The organism is Amphritea japonica ATCC BAA-1530, from assembly GCF_016592435.1.
In the GTDB taxonomy this organism is placed as follows: Bacteria; Pseudomonadota; Gammaproteobacteria; order Pseudomonadales; family Balneatricaceae; genus Amphritea; species Amphritea japonica.
On sequence record NZ_AP014545.1, the window covers coordinates 3,271,371 to 3,289,234 of the forward strand.

The 17,864-nt window shown below is 49.0% G+C and carries 14 protein-coding genes; 3 read left to right on the forward strand and 11 right to left on the reverse strand.

Annotated features, from left to right (window positions below; translation table 11 throughout):
* Positions 1-101: 101 nt before the first annotated feature.
* Positions 102-1,220, forward strand: a complete 1,119-nt coding sequence (locus AMJAP_RS15180; protein WP_019622599.1) for a GIY-YIG nuclease family protein — start codon at positions 102-104, stop codon at positions 1,218-1,220.
* Here the strand turns inward: AMJAP_RS15180 and AMJAP_RS15185 are convergent.
* The 3 genes from AMJAP_RS15185 to fadB form a co-directional block, all read right to left on the reverse strand.
* Positions 1,217-1,825, reverse strand: a complete 609-nt coding sequence (locus AMJAP_RS15185) for an acyl carrier protein phosphodiesterase (protein ID WP_019622598.1) — start codon at positions 1,823-1,825, stop codon at positions 1,217-1,219. The genes AMJAP_RS15180 and AMJAP_RS15185 overlap by 4 nt on opposite strands.
* A gap of 95 nt (positions 1,826-1,920) precedes the next feature.
* Positions 1,921-3,099, reverse strand: coding sequence for an acetyl-CoA C-acyltransferase FadA (gene fadA / locus AMJAP_RS15190; protein WP_019622597.1), 1,179 nt, complete (start codon positions 3,097-3,099; stop codon positions 1,921-1,923).
* A 13-nt stretch (positions 3,100-3,112) separates the two neighbouring features.
* Positions 3,113-5,260, reverse strand: a complete 2,148-nt coding sequence (gene fadB / locus AMJAP_RS15195; protein ID WP_019622596.1) for a fatty acid oxidation complex subunit alpha FadB — start codon at positions 5,258-5,260, stop codon at positions 3,113-3,115.
* Positions 5,261-5,616: 356 nt separating this feature from the next.
* On the opposite strand from fadB, the gene AMJAP_RS15200 reads away from it, so the two are divergent.
* Entirely contained in the window at positions 5,617-6,198 is a 582-nt protein-coding gene (locus AMJAP_RS15200) for a lysophospholipid acyltransferase family protein (protein ID WP_019622595.1), read from the forward strand.
* Positions 6,199-6,225: 27 nt separating this feature from the next.
* Here the strand turns inward: AMJAP_RS15200 and AMJAP_RS15205 are convergent, their stop codons facing one another.
* The 8 genes from AMJAP_RS15205 to AMJAP_RS15240 all read right to left on the reverse strand — a co-directional run bounded on the left by AMJAP_RS15205 (position 6,226) and on the right by AMJAP_RS15240 (position 16,249).
* Entirely contained in the window at positions 6,226-6,996 is a 771-nt protein-coding gene (locus AMJAP_RS15205; RefSeq protein ID WP_019622594.1) for an enoyl-CoA hydratase-related protein, read from the reverse strand.
* 3 nt (positions 6,997-6,999) lie between these two features.
* Entirely contained in the window at positions 7,000-7,608 is a 609-nt protein-coding gene (locus tag AMJAP_RS15210; RefSeq protein WP_019622593.1) for a DUF2889 domain-containing protein, read from the reverse strand.
* Positions 7,605-9,257, reverse strand: coding sequence for a long-chain-fatty-acid--CoA ligase (locus tag AMJAP_RS15215; protein ID WP_019622592.1), 1,653 nt, complete (start codon positions 9,255-9,257; stop codon positions 7,605-7,607). Before AMJAP_RS15215 ends, AMJAP_RS15210 begins: the two co-directional genes overlap by 4 nt.
* Positions 9,258-9,395: 138 nt before the next feature.
* Positions 9,396-9,836 carry an SCP2 sterol-binding domain-containing protein gene (locus tag AMJAP_RS15220; protein ID WP_019622591.1) on the reverse strand — a complete coding sequence of 147 codons (441 nt, stop codon included), beginning with the start codon at positions 9,834-9,836 and terminating at the stop codon, positions 9,396-9,398.
* Between the two features lie 33 nt (positions 9,837-9,869).
* The gene (locus tag AMJAP_RS15225; protein ID WP_019622590.1) at positions 9,870-11,669 is read right to left on the reverse strand and encodes an acyl-CoA dehydrogenase C-terminal domain-containing protein; all 1,800 of its coding nucleotides are present in this window, start codon (positions 11,667-11,669) and stop codon (positions 9,870-9,872) included.
* A 258-nt stretch (positions 11,670-11,927) separates the two neighbouring features.
* Entirely contained in the window at positions 11,928-12,767 is an 840-nt protein-coding gene (locus AMJAP_RS15230) for a universal stress protein (RefSeq protein ID WP_083935393.1), read from the reverse strand.
* Complete coding sequence (locus tag AMJAP_RS15235) at positions 12,754-15,147, reverse strand: efflux RND transporter permease subunit (RefSeq protein ID WP_019622588.1); 2,394 nt, start codon at positions 15,145-15,147, stop codon at positions 12,754-12,756. The genes AMJAP_RS15230 and AMJAP_RS15235 overlap by 14 nt, the downstream gene beginning before the upstream one ends.
* The gene (locus AMJAP_RS15240) at positions 15,140-16,249 is read right to left on the reverse strand and encodes a WD40/YVTN/BNR-like repeat-containing protein (protein WP_019622587.1); all 1,110 of its coding nucleotides are present in this window, start codon (positions 16,247-16,249) and stop codon (positions 15,140-15,142) included. Before AMJAP_RS15240 ends, AMJAP_RS15235 begins: the two co-directional genes overlap by 8 nt.
* Positions 16,250-16,639: 390 nt before the next feature.
* Between AMJAP_RS15240 and AMJAP_RS15245 the strand changes: the two genes are divergently transcribed.
* Positions 16,640-17,758: a high-affinity branched-chain amino acid ABC transporter substrate-binding protein gene (locus tag AMJAP_RS15245; RefSeq protein WP_040404813.1), complete on the forward strand. Its 1,119-nt coding sequence runs from the start codon at positions 16,640-16,642 to the stop codon at positions 17,756-17,758.
* Positions 17,759-17,864: the final 106 nt, after the last annotated feature.

The window sequence follows — 17,864 nt, forward strand, 5'->3', positions numbered from 1 at the left end:
CGCCCATTTTTCAGTCGGAAAAAAACTAAATTTCAAGTCTTACCTTTACCTTTTCGATCTCTATAATACGCCCTCTTTTTCCAGTGACACCGAGTAATACCTTGATCATTTTCACCATTACCAACACAGCTTCAAACCAGGTCTATGTAGGTTCAACCCGCAATGATATAGACAGCCATTGGGAAACCTTGCTCATCGCCGCAGAGTCCGGCGTGGAAGCAGATCTCTACGATGACATTCGCACTTCAGGCGCTAACTGCTTTACCTTTACAGAGTGGGGTTTCGCTGAAAACCTGAGTGAAGCCCGAGAACTCACTGCTGATGCGCTGGAGACCTTTAACGGCAAAAGCCTGCAAGGACTGATTACCAAACCGAAACCCAGCAAAGCCCATCGCCAGAGCGCCAGTGAGCGTAAGGCTGCGTTAGCTTTGCTTGAAGAAGCCGAACAGAAAGCCCAACTGAAGGGTGAAGTAACAGGCTCTTCCACCACCGTATCAAATCCGACTGAAACCGATCTGAAGCTGCTCGCCCAGAAACGTGACTCAGAACTGGAAGAAAGAATTGCCCGCGAGCGCAAAGAAACGCTGGAGATGGCAAAAGTACTTGCCAGAATGGATTCCCGTAAACGCAGCAAAACATCCAAGGCAAAACCTAAAACCGCTAAACCAGCGGCCAGATCAGCCACGCCAAAACTCGCCGATGGTAAAGTCGGTTCTGCCAAGCAGGAAAAGCTGATACGGGAAAAAATTGAGCAGGAACGGGAATCTCGCGAAGCCGGGAAAATCTCTCGCCAAAAAGCAGAAGCCCAGGAGATGGCGGACGTCATGTCACGTATCGATGCCCGGGCTCAGGGACTGCGAAAGACCAAACCTAAAGCCAAGCCCAAGTCTGCCATCGGCCGCACGACCCTGTCGATCAAGAAGCCGGTAGCGCCTTTAAAAGAGACTCGATTGGAGCTGGATAGAGATATCAAGCTAAGTGCAGATATCTCACTAATGCAACAGGAAAAAACCAGCGGTACGGCTGGGTTGCCATTGACCGAAAAAGTCACATCGGGTGTTCGCTTTAAGGAACACGCAGGGCTAAACAAAGAGCAAAAAATTGCTCACAGCATTGCCCGTTATCGTAATACCGCAACACCTGCAAAAAAACAGCCTGGCGTGGGACAGCAGGAGCTTATCAGTTCCCTACAAGCCCGCCTGGCTCAACGAAAAAGCTAACCACCTGTTTGATCAGCTTTCCCATCCGCGATATAAGGTGATGAGAACTGTTCAATAAGGTCAGGCAGAAACTGTTTAAAACCGGTTTCAAACTGGGGGTAGTGCAGCGCAAGCTCCTCCCCCACGCCACCAAAGTTATTGCCAAAGCGTATTCTTCCCGCAACCCGTTCCAGCGCATAAGCAACACCGTCCAGTGTTTCATAAGCCCTGAACCAGTCACTCTCAATCATTCTCAGGGTCACCTGCTGCATCCTCTCCGGCATCATTGACTGACCTGCCAAGAGGTCCCGATATAGGTCGTTAACCACCTGTTGTTTAGGCTGTTTGCTATACAGAGACCAGTGCTTAAGCAAATAATGATCAAACAAAACATCCAGCGCAATACCGGCAAAACGTCGCCTTTGAGTAGTGAAGCTACGCTTCATCTGCAGAACCTGCGGGTGCTGATCGGTAAACTGATCTACCCGTCGGTGGTTGATTAAGCCCTGAAGAACATCAGCGGTAAGGCTATGCTGGTTAACGCCACGGGCAAAGTCACCCAGCAGATTCCCCACGCGAGATTCAACCGTAGGCTCAGCCAACACAAGATGCGCAAAGAAATTCAAATAAAAAACCCCGAATACAAAAGCGATAAGACGCAGTATCCGGGGTTTTCACGTAAGCGGCAATCCGGGTAGTTACTTACCTGGATGTATCAGGCTTAGTTGAGCCGTTCGAAAACAGTCGCAATACCCTGCCCCATACCGATACACATAGTCGCCAGGCCTAAAGTGCCGTTATTCTGTTCCATCACATTCAGCAATGTGGTGGAGATCCGTGTACCGGAACAACCTAACGGATGGCCCAGAGCGATAGCACCGCCATTAAGGTTAACTTTGGCCTCCATCTGATCCATCAATTTAAGATTTTTCAATACCGCAAGCCCCTGAGCCGCGAAAGCCTCGTTGAGTTCGACATAGTCGATATCCTCAATACGCAGCCCGGCACGTTTCAACGCTTTCTGGGTTGCAGGAACAGGCCCATAGCCCATGATAGAAGGATCACAGCCTGCCACCGCCATTGAGCGAATCTTCGCTCTCGGCTTGAGCCCCAGAGATTGAGCTTTCGCTGCTGACATCATCAGCATCGCCGATGCACCATCAGAGAAGGCTGAGGACGTCCCTGCTGTCACCGTACCGACTTTCGGTACAAACACCGGTTTCAGCGCTGCAAGGGCTTCCACAGTCGTCTCAGGACGAATCACTTCATCCTGCTCCAGCAGAATTTTAAAGCCATTCACATCATGGCCTTCAACAGCAACGATCTCGTTATCAAAACGGCCTTCACGACGGGCTTCATCCGCCAGACGGTGGGAACGGGCACCAAAGGCATCCTGTTCCTCCCGGCTAACCATGTTCATCTTACCCAGCATTTCAGCGGTGAGACCCATCATCATGGCAGCCTTGGCCACCTGCTTACTCATCTCCGGATTAATATCAACACCGTGCATAATATCCAGGTGCCCCATATGTTCGACACCTCCGACCATAAACAGATCGCCGTTACCACTCATGATCGCCTGAGCCGCCGTATGCAGTGCAGCCATAGACGAGCCACACAAACGATTGAGGGTCTGAGCAGCCACACTGTGGGGTAAACCCGCTAAAACAGCCGCATTACGACCCACATTAAATCCCTGCTCTTTGGTCTGGTTCACACAGCCCCAGATAACATCTTCAATTTCCGCAGGATTTACATTCGGATTACGTTCCAGCAGCCCATTCATCACACGGGCAGACAACGCTTCAGCCCGGACATTACGGAAGGAACCGCCTTTAGACTTACCCATCGGGGTACGTACCGCATCGACGATGACAACATCATTTGGATTCAGACTCATCTTCGATTCCTCCTTAGTTAAAGTACTTAGTGGCGTTAGCTGCCATCTGTTGCATCTTTTCAGTTGGCTGGTACAACGGCCCCAACGCTTCGTACTTAGCAGTCATTTCACAAAATGCTGCCAGTCCCATCTCATCCAGATAGTGGAACACACCACCTCGGAACGGAGGGAAACCAATTCCATATATCATCGCCATATCAGCTTCTGCCGGTGATGCAACAATACCCTCCTCAAGGCAGCGAACCGTTTCGATGCACAGCGGGATCATCATTCGTTCAATAATCGTCTGATCAGTAAATTCACAAGCCGCACCCACACAACTTTCCAGCAAGGCATCCACTTCATCATCTGCCCGTTTAGCCAGCTTACCCTTTCGATCAAGCTCGTAGCGATAAAAACCTTTACCGTTTTTCTGACCGAAGCGCTCCAGTGAATACATCCGATCAATCACCGACTCACCTTCGTGGGACATCCGTTCAGGAAAACCTGCAGCCATCACCTGATCCGCATGATGCGCTGTATCGATACCAACAACATCCAACAGATACGCTGGGCCCATTGGCCAGCCGAACCGCTCCATTACTTTATCTACGTTGCGGAAATCTGCGCCATCCTGCAATAAACCACTGAAGCCACCAAAATAGGGAAACAGCACCCGATTGACTAAAAATCCAGGACAGTCATTTACTACGATCGGGGTTTTACCCATTGCGGTCGCGTAAGACACCGTACGGGCAATCGTTTCGTCCGAGGTCTTTTCGCCACGAATAACCTCCACCAGCGGCATTTTATGAACCGGATTAAAGAAATGCATACCACAGAAATTTTCCGGACGTTTCAGAGACTTCGCCAGCGCATTAATCGAGATAGTAGAGGTGTTTGATGCCAGCACCGCATCATCCGCAAGATGAGTCTCAGCTTCGGCCAGCACCATCTGTTTCACTTTCGGATTTTCAACCACCGCTTCAACTACCAGGTCAACATTGCCAAAATCGCCATAGCTCAGTGTGGGACGGATGCGGTTAATCGTTGCGGCCATCTTAGCCGCATCTGTACGGCCCCGCTTTAACTGACCCGCTAGTAGCTTATTGGCCTCATCAAGGCCTAATTGAATAGCGGCCTCGTTAATATCTTTCATCAGGATAGGCACACCCTTCGATGCGGACTGGTAAGCTACTCCTCCGCCCATAATCCCGGCACCCAGTACAGCGGCTTGGTTGACTTGAGCCGCCTTAGCCACATGACCTTTACTGACCTTTTTGACGTACTGGTCTTTCATAAACAATCCGACCAGCGCTTTCACTACCGGGCCGGAAGCCAGTTTAGCTACCCCTTTAATCTCTGCAAGAATCGCCTGATCACGGTTCATACCACAGGATTTCTGAATCGTTTTAACCGCTTGCAAAGGGGCCGGATAATGAGGCCCTGCTTTGGCACCGATCATCCCTTTAGCGGTTTCAAATGCCATCATCTGCTCAATCTGATTAAGCTTTACAGGGCTCTGTTTCTCAGTCCGCCTGGCCTGATAATCAAATTTACCTTCTGCACACTGACGTAACAGGTCTAATCCCGCCTCACGTACCTGCTCCTGTGCAACGACGGCATCTACGGCACCATCTTTCAATGCCGCCGCTGCGCGTTTTTCAACCCCGGTACAGATCCATTCATGAGCATTATCGATACCGATCAGGCGTGGCAGGCGAACAATCCCGCCCCAACCTGGATTAATGCCCAGCTTAACTTCCGGCAGACCCACTTTGGCCTTTTCACCCATCACCCGATAGTCAGCAGCCAGACAAAGTTCAAAACCACCACCCAGCGCGAGGCCATTAATCGCAACCACCGTCGGACAAGGCAGATCTTCCACAGCGTTAAAGATGGCATGATTTTCCAGCAATTTTTCAACCAGCCCAGCTTCACCACGGTCAAACAATGAGCTGAACTCGGTAATATCAGCACCCACAATAAAGCTGTCTTTGGCGCTGCTAAACAACACCCCTTTAATATCTTTAACAGCACTCAGCTGTGTTACCGCATCTTTCAGCTCACTCAGAGTAAGCTGATTAAACTTATTCACAGGTTCAGTCTGAAGATCAAATATCAGCTCGTATAAGCCACTATCAATCTTTTGAACCCGAATAGCCTGACCTTCAAATTGCATGGTGTACTCCATACCCAGGATAATTATTGTTAACCCTCATCTGTGCGGTGGACTGTTGATAGAAAAAGAAACAGGTAAACATACGCACAGTTCAGACTTTCTAATACTAGTCGCCGGTTATTTTCCAGCAATAACAAAAAATATCTTAATCAGTAACAAAAACGATTAAACAAATAATAAATACTTAAAAAACATAAAGTTACTATAGTAGAAAAAATAACATTTATGCGCATGAAAAATATTTAAACCACGTTATCTAACAGCTTACACCCCACCTGGCTAACCGATGCGTATCCGATTTAGCCAAATAACTCTACAATGCTCTGGAAGCCCGCAAAGAACCTAGTAAACCCTGTATGCATTCAACTATTTTTGACAGCCCATTTCTCAAGCCAGCACTGCGCAGGCTTTGCCGCAAATTTTTACAAGCCAAAGGGTGGCAACTGGACTTTTCAGCAATTGAGGGTGTTGATAAAGGGGTACTTATTGGGGCGCCTCACACCAGCAACTGGGATCTTCCCTATGCTTTAATGCTGGGTTTCAGCCAGGACATGCCGATTTACTGGATGGGTAAAGTACAGATTTTTAAATTCCCTTTCCGATCACTAATGATGTGGCTGGGTGGCATCCCGATAGATCGCTCGAAATCGCTCAATGTGGTTACTCAAGCCGCCTCTCAATTCAACAATGCTGAGCAGCTTTATCTCGTCATTGCGCCTGAAGGCACCCGTTCACAAGTAGATGAGTGGAAAACCGGTTTTTACCATATTGCCCATCAGGCAAACGTACCAATATTACCGGCTTATATTGATTGGAAAACTCGCCAGGCAGGCATATACCGCAGTTTTAGTACCACCGGAAATGCTGAAAAGGACATTGCCGAGATTAAGTCCCTCTATGGCGATCTGTTACTTCGCCACAAAGGGAATAAGTATTAGCCCACGCAGGTAATTTTCCTCCTGAACTTAAAAGCGGGAAAAATCCGGTTCCCTTTTTTGCATAAACGCTTGCAGAGCTTCCATCGCTTCTTCCGATTTTAAGCGAGCTGCAAATTGTTCTACCTCGGCTAACAACACTTCCTGCATTTGCGACTGCGATACACTTCGCAGCATCGCTTTACTCTGCCGTACGGCATCGGGAGCCAGACTAGCCAGCTTGCCCGCTTCCAACAGCGACTGCTCCTGCAAACGATTTTGCTCCACTGTACGGTTGATTATCCCCAGATCAGCGGCTGTAACAGCACTAAAAGACTCACCCATCACCAGCAACTCAAAAGCCCGCCGATGCCCTACGAGCTGCGGTACTATCAAACTAGCGCCACCTTCAGGAACCAAGCCAAGACGGGCGAATGGCAATTGAAAATTCGCCTGATCACTAGCGATGACCAGATCACAATGAAGCAGCATAGTGACGCCTATACCTACTGCCACACCCGGTACAACCGCAACAACAGGCTTAATCAGTGATGAAATGGTTTGCAGAAACTGCAACGGGGCCTGCACCGCATTGGGTGAGTTAATTGCGCCAATAAAATCACCAATATCATTACCCGAACAAAAGCTATCGCCGGTAGACCCCAGTAGAATAACTCTGACATCAGGATTAGCATCAGCATCTTTCAATGCCTGAGTTAAGCCTTCGTACATTGACAAGGTCAGCGCATTTTTTTTATCCGGACGGTTCAAAAGAATCTGGCATATCCGATCACGGGTTACGATATTTAAATATTCGCTCACATCTTATTCCTGTTTGATTGAAGTATCGGGAACTTCAGGGGTGTAATATTCAGGTAACAATTCCTCTATCACCTCGCTGTTCTGCGCCCAACTGTGACAACTGTTAACCATCATCGAGGCTCCCAACTTCATCACTTCAAGATCACTATTTGGCCACACCGCCTGAATGGCGGTGGTCGCAATAACCGGTAACAACTCATTCAGGTGGGTACATCCCCGAAAGCCGCCTGTTAGTTCTTTGCACTGTCGATGCCAGCCAGGACCTATACGAGTGCCTTCAAGCACTCTGAATGATCCAGTAATCCTGGCGCAGATAGGGAAAGGAGAAGCATCAATGAAAGCCTCGATCTGATGAATCAGCAATCGCTGATCCAATGTCACCCGCAATCCCAGATCATGAAAGGGTTCACCGGCCGCAACGTCCCCCCGCAGGGGTAATGGCACAGTCTCCGTTTTTATATCGATCATCCGCGCTTCGACATCCCACAAACCATCGTCACGAAGGTAAGCACAACTCTCAATTGAACGCCGGTGCTGTAACTTTCGCCGGACTGGCTTTGACAGCGAACGGAATTTACTTTTCTCCGTTACCGGTTGCTGATCAGAGATCAAACTGGCTTCTCACTTCGAAGCATCCGTCGTAACACTTTACCCACATTTGACTTAGGCAAATCATCGGTAAATTCAACGAGCTTAGGCACCTTATAAGGTGTTAGCCGCTCTTTACACCAGGCGCGGATCTCTTCAGTACTGACCTCATTTCTAGTGACTACAAAGAGCTTTACCACCTCTCCACTATGGGGATCTGGCTCGCCAATCGCAGCACACTCAATCACCTCTGGATGCTGAGTAACAATATCTTCCACTTCATTGGGATAAACATTAAAGCCGGACACATTAATCATATCTTTGGCCCGGTCAACGATACGCAGATAACCATCAGGTTCCAGAATCGCCACATCACCCGTAATAAAATAGCCATCATCTGTAAAGCAACTGGCAGTTGCCTGCTCTCTCTGCCAATACCCCAACATCACTTGCGGGCCTTTTACACAAAGTTCACCAGGCTCGCCTGTCGGCAGCGCCTGACCATCGGCGCCAATGATCTTTACATCAGTTTCTGCAACAGGCGGACCGATGGTACCCACTCTTATATTTTTCGGTGGATTCATCGCGACAGCAGGTGAGGTTTCTGTCAGGCCATAAGCCTCCAGCACCTGACATCCGGTTAGCTTTTCCCAGGCAGTCGCCGCATCCAGCGTCAGCGCCATGCCGCCGGACAGTGTTACTTTCAAATGACTAAAATCGATTTCCGAACTGTCTTTGTGATTACATATCGCCACAAACAGAGTATTCAGGCCGATAAATGCTGAAATAGCATGTTTACGCAGTTCTTTGATAAAACCTGGAATATCCCTGGGGTTGGCGATCAGAATATTATTGCCGCCCAACTCCAGTACCGCCATCGTGATAGTAAAGGCATAAATATGGTAAAGCGGCAACGGCGCAACAACCTTCTCCGCCCAGTGTTTATCGGCATCGGAAATAAGCTTAACGCCCTGCAGAAAGTTCGACAGTAGGTTAGCATGGGTTAGCATTGCCCCCTTAGAAACTCCAGTCGTACCACCGGTGTATTGAAGCACCGCAATATCTGCCGGCTGGGATTGCATCAGGTTCGGTCGCTGACCACCTTTCTGATTCAAAACATCGCGTAATTCGAGCGCCTGAGGCAGATGGTAAGGCGGCTCCATTTTCTTCACGTACTTGACCACAGTATTAATCAGCACCCGCTTCAATGTGGGATGAAGGTCGGCAATCTGTGTGGTAAAAACATACTTTATGCCGGTGTTGGCAATAATCTTATCAACATTATGCGCCACGCCTTTATACACCACCAACGCCTTAGCACCCGAGTCATTAAACTGATTCTCCAGCTCTCTGGGGGTATACAATGGGTTCGTATTGACGACAATTAAACCAGCTTTCAGCGCACCAAACAGGGCAACAGGATACTGATTCAAATTGGGCAGCTGAATGGCGATACGATCACCGGGTTGCAAGTCCGTTTCCTGTTGAAGGTACACAGCAAAGGCATCGGATAACCGGTCCAGTTCTGCGTAGCTCATCTCATAGCCAAAACTGGTAAACGCCGTGCGCTTCGAATAGTCACTGGCCATCCGCTTAAAAGCATCGACCAGATTGTTATACCCCCGGGGATTCAGACTTTCTGGTATCGACCCGGCACGTGCTTTTTGATCCATTTTCAGACCCTGTCAGCTTATTGTTGTTATTTTTTATCTATCGTTCTGTGCAGTAACCTGCTATTTCAGCATAAGAGATCAGACCAAAAAGTCTAATAAAATCAGTTAAGAACATCCCTCAACGCTGTTTTTTTTAATTCATGCTACTGGAAACAAGGCTTCCAGGCGGGTAGCCAGCATAATATCGCCTTCGGCTCTTATCTGCCCGCTCATAAAAGCCTGCATACCATTCGTTTCCCCACTCAAGACATCACTGAAGGTCTGGTTATTCATCAACAAGACCACACTAGGCTCATCATGTTCGCCTTTTTCGAGTACACAGTTGCCATCAGAAATGGCCGCAAAATAGGCCTCTCCTTCTTCCAGCTTGTACTGAAAGACTGCCTCTAAACCCGTAGCGGCTGAACTGTTAAAACGCCCTGCCATCTCCTCAAACATCACCTGAGTATCTGTCATCATGCTCTCCATATTCGTTGTTTTCGACACAGATCCGGGGGCTATCATCTGTCGAAGTCTGTAATTTAAATTCAGCAGGCCGGAAACTGTCGCCCGACCTGCTGCGGTTCGAAGTAATTTCATTATCTGTTATTCAATACTTACTCTTATCACTGATCAGAAAGAGAACTCTGACTCATCCATTTCCAGCAGGTTATCAGCACCCGAATCGATCGTCGTTTCGAGAGTCCGGGTACGCGGCAGGATTCGTTCAAAATAGAATCGAGCGGTTTTTAATTTAGCCGCATAAAAAGCGCCATCACCTTCTCCCGCTGCCAGTTTTTCCTGAGCGGTCACCGCCATCCGCGCCCAGAGGTAGGCCATCGTGATATAGCCCGAGTACATCAGGTAATCTACCGAAGCGGCGCCTACTTCTTCGCGATTTTGCATCGCTTTCATACCGATACGCGTGGTCAGCTCACCCCACTCCCGGTTCAACCGAGACAGCGGATTGATAAATGACTGCATCGACCGGTTATCCGCCTGGGATTCACAGAATTTATGCACGACCTTAGTGAAGGATTTTAGAGACTCCCCCTGAGTCATCAGTACTTTGCGCCCCAGCAGGTCAAGTGCCTGAATACCGGTGGTACCCTCATATAACATGGAGATACGACTATCACGGACGTTCTGCTCCATCCCCCATTCACTGATATAACCGTGACCACCAAAGATCTGCAGCCCCTGATTCGCTGACTCAAAACCGGTTTCAGTCAGAAAGGCTTTAGCTATGGGGGTCAGGAAGGCTAACTGGGTATCCGCCTCCTGGCGATCACTCTCATCCGTGGTAAGGCCCACCTTGTCCACTAATTGAGCGCAGTAATAGATTAGTGCCCGACCACCTTCAGCAAAGGCTTTTTGAGTTAGTAACATACGACGCACGTCGGGATGAACAATAATTGGGTCAGCAGCCTTCTCTGGGCATGCCGGTCCATTTAATGCCCGCATCTGCAAACGATCCCGGGCATAAGCCAGCGAATTCTGATATCCCCACTCCGTATGGGCCAGTCCCTGCAGCGCGGTACCAATACGCGCCGTATTCATAAAGGTGAACATGCAGTTCAGACCCCGGTTCTCTTCACCAATAAGGTAGCCGGTCGCCGCATCAAAGTTCATCACACAGGTCGCATTACCGTGGATCCCCATCTTGTGCTCCAGGGCACCGCAACTCAGGCTATTCCGCTCACCTGCATTGCCGCTATCCTGCGGGATAAATTTCGGTACGATAAACAGAGATATCCCTTTAGTACCAGCCGGGGCATCCGGCAATCGGGCTAACACAATATGAACAATGTTCTCAGCCATATCGTGCTCACCCGCCGAGATAAAGATTTTAGTGCCGCTTATCTTGTAGCTGCCATCTGCCTGAGGTTCTGCCTTAGTTCTCAACATTCCCAGATCGGTACCGCAGTGGGATTCCGTCAGACACATAGTACCGGTCCACTCACCGCTGATAAGCTTAGTCAGGTAGGTTTGCTTCTGATCATCGGTACCGTGGGCTTCAATCGTATTCATCGCCCCGTGGCTGAGTCCCGGATACATACTCCAGGACCAGTTGGCTGTGCCCACCAACTCATTCAATATGATGCCAACCGATTCCGGAAGCCCCTGACCACCCCATTTAGGATCGTGCGCCAGAGACGGCCAGCCGCCCTCGACAAATTGCTGATAGGCTTCTTTAAAACCTTCGGGCGTGGTCACTTCATCCCCATTCAGTTGGCAACCTTCACGATCCCCCACTGCATTCAACGGGGCCAATACCCGCTCAGAGAATTTTGCGCCCTCTTCCAGAATTGCGCTGAGCATATCCGGAGTCGCTTCTTCACAGCCTGGCAGGCTCTTATAATGCTGCTCACTCTCCAGCATCTCGTCCAGTACAAACTGAATATCCCTCAGGGGCGCTTTATAATCTGGCATGGTTACACCTCGGTTAATCTGTCACGCTATCTGTACATGAGATACAGATATCTATTGTTATTAATATGATAGGCCTAGGATCTATTAAGCGCCCGGCTTAACCAATAACAAAAGCTTTCAGTTTTACTAACACAAAAAACCAAACAGCAGTTTAAGAACAATTTATCCAATAAAATCAATAAAATAAAAACATCTTAAATACCAAATTTATTAACAAAAAAGCCCGCATTAGCGGGCTTTATTATTAACAAATCTATTTTACTGTTTCAGGATAGGCACCAGCCCTTCGGAGAACCCGGCTCGCAGTACTAAAATATCGCAATCCAATCGGGGCAAAATCCGCTCTGCGGTATTACCCAACAAAGCCCCTTTCAACCCACCATGCGCCCGGGTACCAATGACCACCAGCCTGGCATCAAGCTGATCAGCCGCGTTAGGAATCCAGTGTTCCGCCGGCCCCTCTCCCACCGCCAAAGTCTCTACTTTCAACGCCAATTGAGACAGCAATTGCTGCATCGCTCCCCGAGCCTGCTTCTCTATCAAAACAGCAGACTGCAACTGAGGATCCGCACCCATCATAGGAGAGGGACAAGCTATCGCTCCAACCAAATTAGCATTAGTCACCTGCGCTATCTGATCCGCCACTTTCAACAGATCGTCGTTAAGTCGCTGCTGATGGTGATCTGTCGTTAGAGGATCCACCGCTGCCATTACAACGCCTTCACGCCATAGATGACCATGTTTAACCATCAATACCGGACAAGGAAGGTCGCGCAAAATCCGCCCATCCAGTGAGGTCATAAAACCACTTTTACGAGGATCACAGCTTTTTATTAACACCCCAAAATGCTGTTGAGACCAAAGCTCCTCCAATAACTTCAGCAGCTTAGACCTAGGCGTACAACGAAACGATGCAGCAATCCCCTCCGATTCCAGCTGAATAACCAGCTGACTGGCTTTCTCTGCATCATCACCGACCCAAACAATTTCAATCGGACACTTCAGACGACTCGCAATTAAACGACTGCGCTGTAACGCCAGACAGGCCTGATCCTGTTGATCCATAACCAGCAAGAGCTGTTTATTAAACAACATCATTCACCTCCAGGTCAGAGCTTATTGGCTGTTTAGACCCCGAAACCGGGCCACAATTAAGAAGACACGCCAGCGCCGGAAGCAAAATCAAAGCTCCCAACATATTCCAGAGGAACATAAAGGTAAGCAATATGCCCATATCAGCCTGAAACTTGATTGGCGAGAACACCCAGAGCACGACCCCAATCGCCAGGGTCAGGCCAGTAAAAGCAACTGATTTCCCGGTCGTTTCAAGGGTATTCAAATAAGCCTCTTTGAGGGGGAGCCCCTGCACCAGATAGGTATTCATTTTAGAGTAGATATAGATACCATAATCCACCCCGATACCGACCCCCAAAGCGATCACCGGGAGAGTCGCCACTTTCACACCAATCCCCATACTGGCCATCAGCGCCTGACAGAGTATCGATGTCAGCGCCAGCGGTGCGATAATACAGATCAGCGTTTTCACAGAACGGAAAGTCAATAAACAGAGCAGCCCCACAACTCCGTACACCCATGCCAGCATCTGGTATTGCGCGGTGCCGATCACCTCATTAGTAGCGGCTTCAAAACCCGAATTACCGGCCGCCATTTCGAAGACAATCTGCTCTGAATCATTCTGATCGGCAAACTGCTCCACCGCCGCCGTCACTCTCTGGAGTGTTGCCGCTTTATGATCATCAAGAAAAATAATCACTGGCAACAGCGAACAGGATGGATTCATCAGCCCCGCAGGCACATAGGACAGCGAGGCATTAATAACCAGCTGATTACGACTGACCGTCCGCCACTTTAAACTACCCTCATTAAGCCCGGCTGTGACCCGTTTAGACACATCAGCTAGTGAGACGCTGGATTGCACGCCCTCAACATTGGTCAGGTAATACTGAAACCGGTCCACCAACGCCAGTGAAGTAAAGTTCGAACACTGTTCTGCCTCCGTGGTAACCATCACCACAAAAACATCGCTTGAAGTAGAGTAATTCTCTGTGATGAAGCGGTTATCAGTGTTATAGCGAGAATCCTGGCGCAATTCTGGCGCCCCTGTATCCAGATCACCTATCTGTAGATTCTTCCCCTGATACAACCCACCTATTAACAGTAACAAAGCGATTGTAACCGCACACAAAGCCCCCTTAGGTTGCGAAAACCACGTCAGTTTTCGCCAAAAACTATTTTGATTTTGCTCCGCTCGGCGCGCCCGCTGAGTGGCATGATCACCAATTCCTACCAGCGACATAATCACCGGCAATAAAAACAGGTTAGTTAAAATAATCACGGCGACGCCCAAAGAGGCAGCAATCGCCAGATCCTGAATCACTTGAATTTCAATCACGATCAAGGTGATAAAACCAAGACCGTCGGACAAAAGCGCGGTTAACCCAGGGATATATAACGCCCGAAAAGCCCGCCGGGCCGCAAGCCAGCTGTCTGCACCCCGGGCGCTTTCCTGGGCAATCGTATTAACGATCTGTACACCGTGACTTACCGCTATCGCAAATACCAAAAAAGGCACCAGCATTGAATACGGATCTAACCCATAGCCTAATAGCTTCAATAATCCCAGCTGCCAGATAACCGCAATCACTGAACAACCCAGCGGTACCAGCGTGCCCGTGATGCTTCTCGAATAGAGATAAAGGAGAACCAGCGTAATGAGCATCGCGATACCAAAGAACACAGCCACCTGCGCCGCACCCTCAATCAGATCACCGACGACTTTGGCAAAACCTGTGATGTGAATATTGATACTGTCTGAGCGGTACTTGTCCCGTATGAGGCTTTCAAGTTGCTGGGATAGCTCCTGATAATTGAGTTTATCACCGGTATCAGGATGTCTATCAAACAACGGCACCTGGACAATCGCCGAGCGAAAGTCATTCGCGACCAGACGGCCCACCTGACCCGAACGAAGTACATTTACCCGAATCTGCTCAAGCGTTTCTGGTGAGCCATCGTATTCCGCCGGGATAACCGGACCGCCAACAAACCCCTCTTCAGTCACTTCTGTCCAGCGTATATTTGGCGTCCAGATAGACTTTAATGCAGCACGATCCACACCGGGAATGAAGAACAGTTCATCAGTGATTTGTTGCAATGTTTGCTGAAACTCTGCGGTAAATATATCACCGTCATTAACCGCTACGGCTACCCGAATACTATTTCCCAGACCCGCCAGGTCATCACGGTTCTTCAAATAGTTTTCAACATAGGGATGCGAAGTGGGGATCATTTTTACGAAGCTGGCATCCGGGCGAATCTGCGCGGCCTGCCAGGCAAGAAAAAGCGTCACTAACGAGAAGGTGAGTAAAACCAGGATACGCCGATGAAACAAAAAACGTTCAGCAAATTCTTCGGAGGCCTTAATCGGTGCCAATAGTAGATTCACAAGTTTACTCATTGGTGCTCTCCAGGGCCCACACTCCACCTTCACCAACCAGAACATACTGTCCCGGCAGGCCTGCACCAGCGCTGATTGACCGTCTGCCACCAGAGTCTATTCGGGAGAACCGCTGACCATCCTCACTCTGCAGCACTACACCACCATGCCCCAGCAAAAGAAGTTCCGACTCGCTGGTAATAGCACCGACCAGAGAAGCACTGAACCCAGTTTCTATCGTCTGCCACTCCAGACCATCTTCCGAGCGATACAGGTGCCCCCGCAACCCCATCAGGTACAAGTTATTTTGGTATTCAGTAATTGCAAAAAAAGATCCATCGTAGGGAGAATCGAGGCGTTCCCAATGTTCTCCCTGATCGATTGACCGAAACAACAGCCCGGCTTCACCGATAACGTACAGATAGCCACGATGATCGGCGATCATGGCATTAAGGTGAAAGCTATCCGGGTTATCAAGGCGATCACCCCAATACTGCCAGCTCTGCCCCCCATCTTCTGTTTTCAACAACAAACCATAACCACCCAGAGCAAAACCTCGTTGCGCATCGGCAAACCAGATATCTAACAGGGGTACAGAAGGCCCCTCCTCCAGAGCGGCAGCGGCATCTTCAGTCTGCCACTGCGCAGTATCAAGTTGCTCAGCAAGCGTTTCATTGTCAGGTTCCGAATCCAGCTGAGCTTCCAGTTCAGACACCCAGGCTTTGAGCCGGGATAAGCGCAGCTGATTAATCTGATCACCGTCTAACAACTTACGCCAGCTAACACCACCATCCTGGCTTTCAGCCAATAGCCCGTCATGACCTACCAGCCAACCATATTGATTATCAGTAAAGAAAATACTCGTAAGCATCACACTGAACGGGGTTTGAAGCTGCTGCCAGGTCACCCCATGATCTCCAGAACGAACGATAGTCCCCTGATCACCCACAGCAACCAGCTGTCCTCCGACACTCGAGATATCCAGTAACAGAGCCTGTTCAGCCCGGGTGGTTGATATGGCCGGAGTACTGAGCCGGTCTGCAGCTAACACCATAGAGGCATCGGTTCCAAAAAGAACCAGGGCTAACAATAAACAGCGTAATACCGGTTGGTTCTGAAGCATACTATTCCCAGTTTTTATCATTATTCAGGAATTACGTTCCCTTCTGACAATTTAGCATGTTAATCAGCCAGGTCGAAAGAAAGGCCTAAAAGGGAGTAAATCATTAACAAAAACGGTCAATTGCTCAATAACAAATACTCCCAAGATCATTAACACTTTCTGCCACAGGTCAAAAAAAACGTTAAGTTCACTATAATCTGAAAAAATTTCCCATACGAGATTGCTTTTCAATAACGGCCGGATGTAGAGTTAGCGACTGCAACGGAGGTCTTAATACTTCTGGAAATAAGTTCGCAGCAGATAAAAAAGTTCGGACTATTATAAAGTAAGGTATAAGGCAGCCCCATCCGAGGGCCCCTCTGTAAAGAATAATAAATGGAGATTAGCTCGATGAATCAATTCCGCAAAACATTGCTGGGCCTGAGTACTGCAGTGTGCATTATGGGTATGACGGCAGCAGCGCAGGCTGACACGCTTAAAATCGGCTTAGCTGGCCCGGCAACAGGTCCTGTTGCACAGTATGGCGACATGCAGAAAATCGGCGTAATGGCTGCGATTGAAGATATCAACAAAGCCGGCGGCATCAACGGTATGATGCTGGAAGGCGTTATCTACGACGATGCTTGTGATCCTAAGCAGGCAGTTGCTGTTGCAAACAAGATCGTAAACGATGGTGTATCTCACGTAGTGGGTCACCTTTGCTCATCTTCTACTGAGCCAGCTTCTGACATCTACGAAGAGGAAGGCGTATTGATGATCACTGCGGCGTCTACCTCTCCGTCGATCACCGAAAAAGGCCATCAGATGGTTTTCCGTACTATCGGTCTGGACAGCCTGCAAGGTTCTATGGCTGCACAGTACATTCTGGAAACCGCTAAGCCTGCCAAAATCGCTGTTATCCACGATAAGCAGCAATACGGTGAAGGTCTGGCAACCGCTGTACGCGACCAGCTGGCAGCAAACGACATGAAAGCTGTCATGTTTGAAGGTGTTACCCCAGGTGACAAAGACTTCTCTGCACTGATCGCTAAACTGAAGAAAGAAAACGTAGATTTCGTATACTACGGTGGCTATCACCCGGAACTGGGTCTGATTCTGCGCCAGTCTGCTGAAAAAGGCTTTGGTGCTCAATTCATGGGCCCAGAGGGTATCGTAAACGCAGATCTGGCTAAAATTGCCGGCGAAGCGTCTGAAGGTGTTCTGGCGACTGCGCCTAAGAGCTTCGATCAGAATGCGATTAACCAGGCGCGTGTAGAAGCAATCAAAGCAAAGGGTGAAGACCCAACCGGTCCTTTCGTATTCACTGCATATGCTGCGGTTGAAGTAATGACCAATGCAATGACTGCAACTAAGTCGACTGATACTGAAGCTCTGGCTGATTACATCCGTGCGAATGGTATTGATACTGCAATCGGCGCAGTTAAGTACGACGAAAAGGGCGACCTGACTGAGTCTACTTTCCTGGTTTACCGTTTGCATAAGGATGGCTCTAAGTCTCCAGCACAGTAATTCTTAATAATAACAATTGATTAGCATTGCCCGACGCCTTAGTCGGGCAGATCTGATCCCGATACCCTAGCGCCGTGATCCGGTGCCGGGGTTTCGTTTTATATGG

What these genes read in the sequence shown, in the direction of transcription:
- fadA (WP_019622597.1), bottom strand. Translation starts at nt 3,099, where the DNA reads ATGAGTCTGAATCCAAATGATGTTGTCATCGTCGATGCGGTACGTACC.
- fadB (WP_019622596.1), bottom strand. Translation starts at nt 5,260, where the DNA reads ATGCAATTTGAAGGTCAGGCTATTCGGGTTCAAAAGATTGATAGTGGC.
- AMJAP_RS15200 (WP_019622595.1), top strand. Translation starts at nt 5,617, where the DNA reads ATGCATTCAACTATTTTTGACAGCCCATTTCTCAAGCCAGCACTGCGC.
- AMJAP_RS15215 (WP_019622592.1), bottom strand. Translation starts at nt 9,257, where the DNA reads ATGGATCAAAAAGCACGTGCCGGGTCGATACCAGAAAGTCTGAATCCC.
- AMJAP_RS15220 (WP_019622591.1), bottom strand. Translation starts at nt 9,836, where the DNA reads ATGAAATTACTTCGAACCGCAGCAGGTCGGGCGACAGTTTCCGGCCTG.
- AMJAP_RS15225 (WP_019622590.1), bottom strand. Translation starts at nt 11,669, where the DNA reads ATGCCAGATTATAAAGCGCCCCTGAGGGATATTCAGTTTGTACTGGAC.
- AMJAP_RS15230 (WP_083935393.1), bottom strand. Translation starts at nt 12,767, where the DNA reads ATGATGTTGTTTAATAAACAGCTCTTGCTGGTTATGGATCAACAGGAT.
- AMJAP_RS15235 (WP_019622588.1), bottom strand. Translation starts at nt 15,147, where the DNA reads ATGAGTAAACTTGTGAATCTACTATTGGCACCGATTAAGGCCTCCGAA.
- AMJAP_RS15240 (WP_019622587.1), bottom strand. Translation starts at nt 16,249, where the DNA reads ATGCTTCAGAACCAACCGGTATTACGCTGTTTATTGTTAGCCCTGGTT.
- AMJAP_RS15245 (WP_040404813.1), top strand. Translation starts at nt 16,640, where the DNA reads ATGAATCAATTCCGCAAAACATTGCTGGGCCTGAGTACTGCAGTGTGC.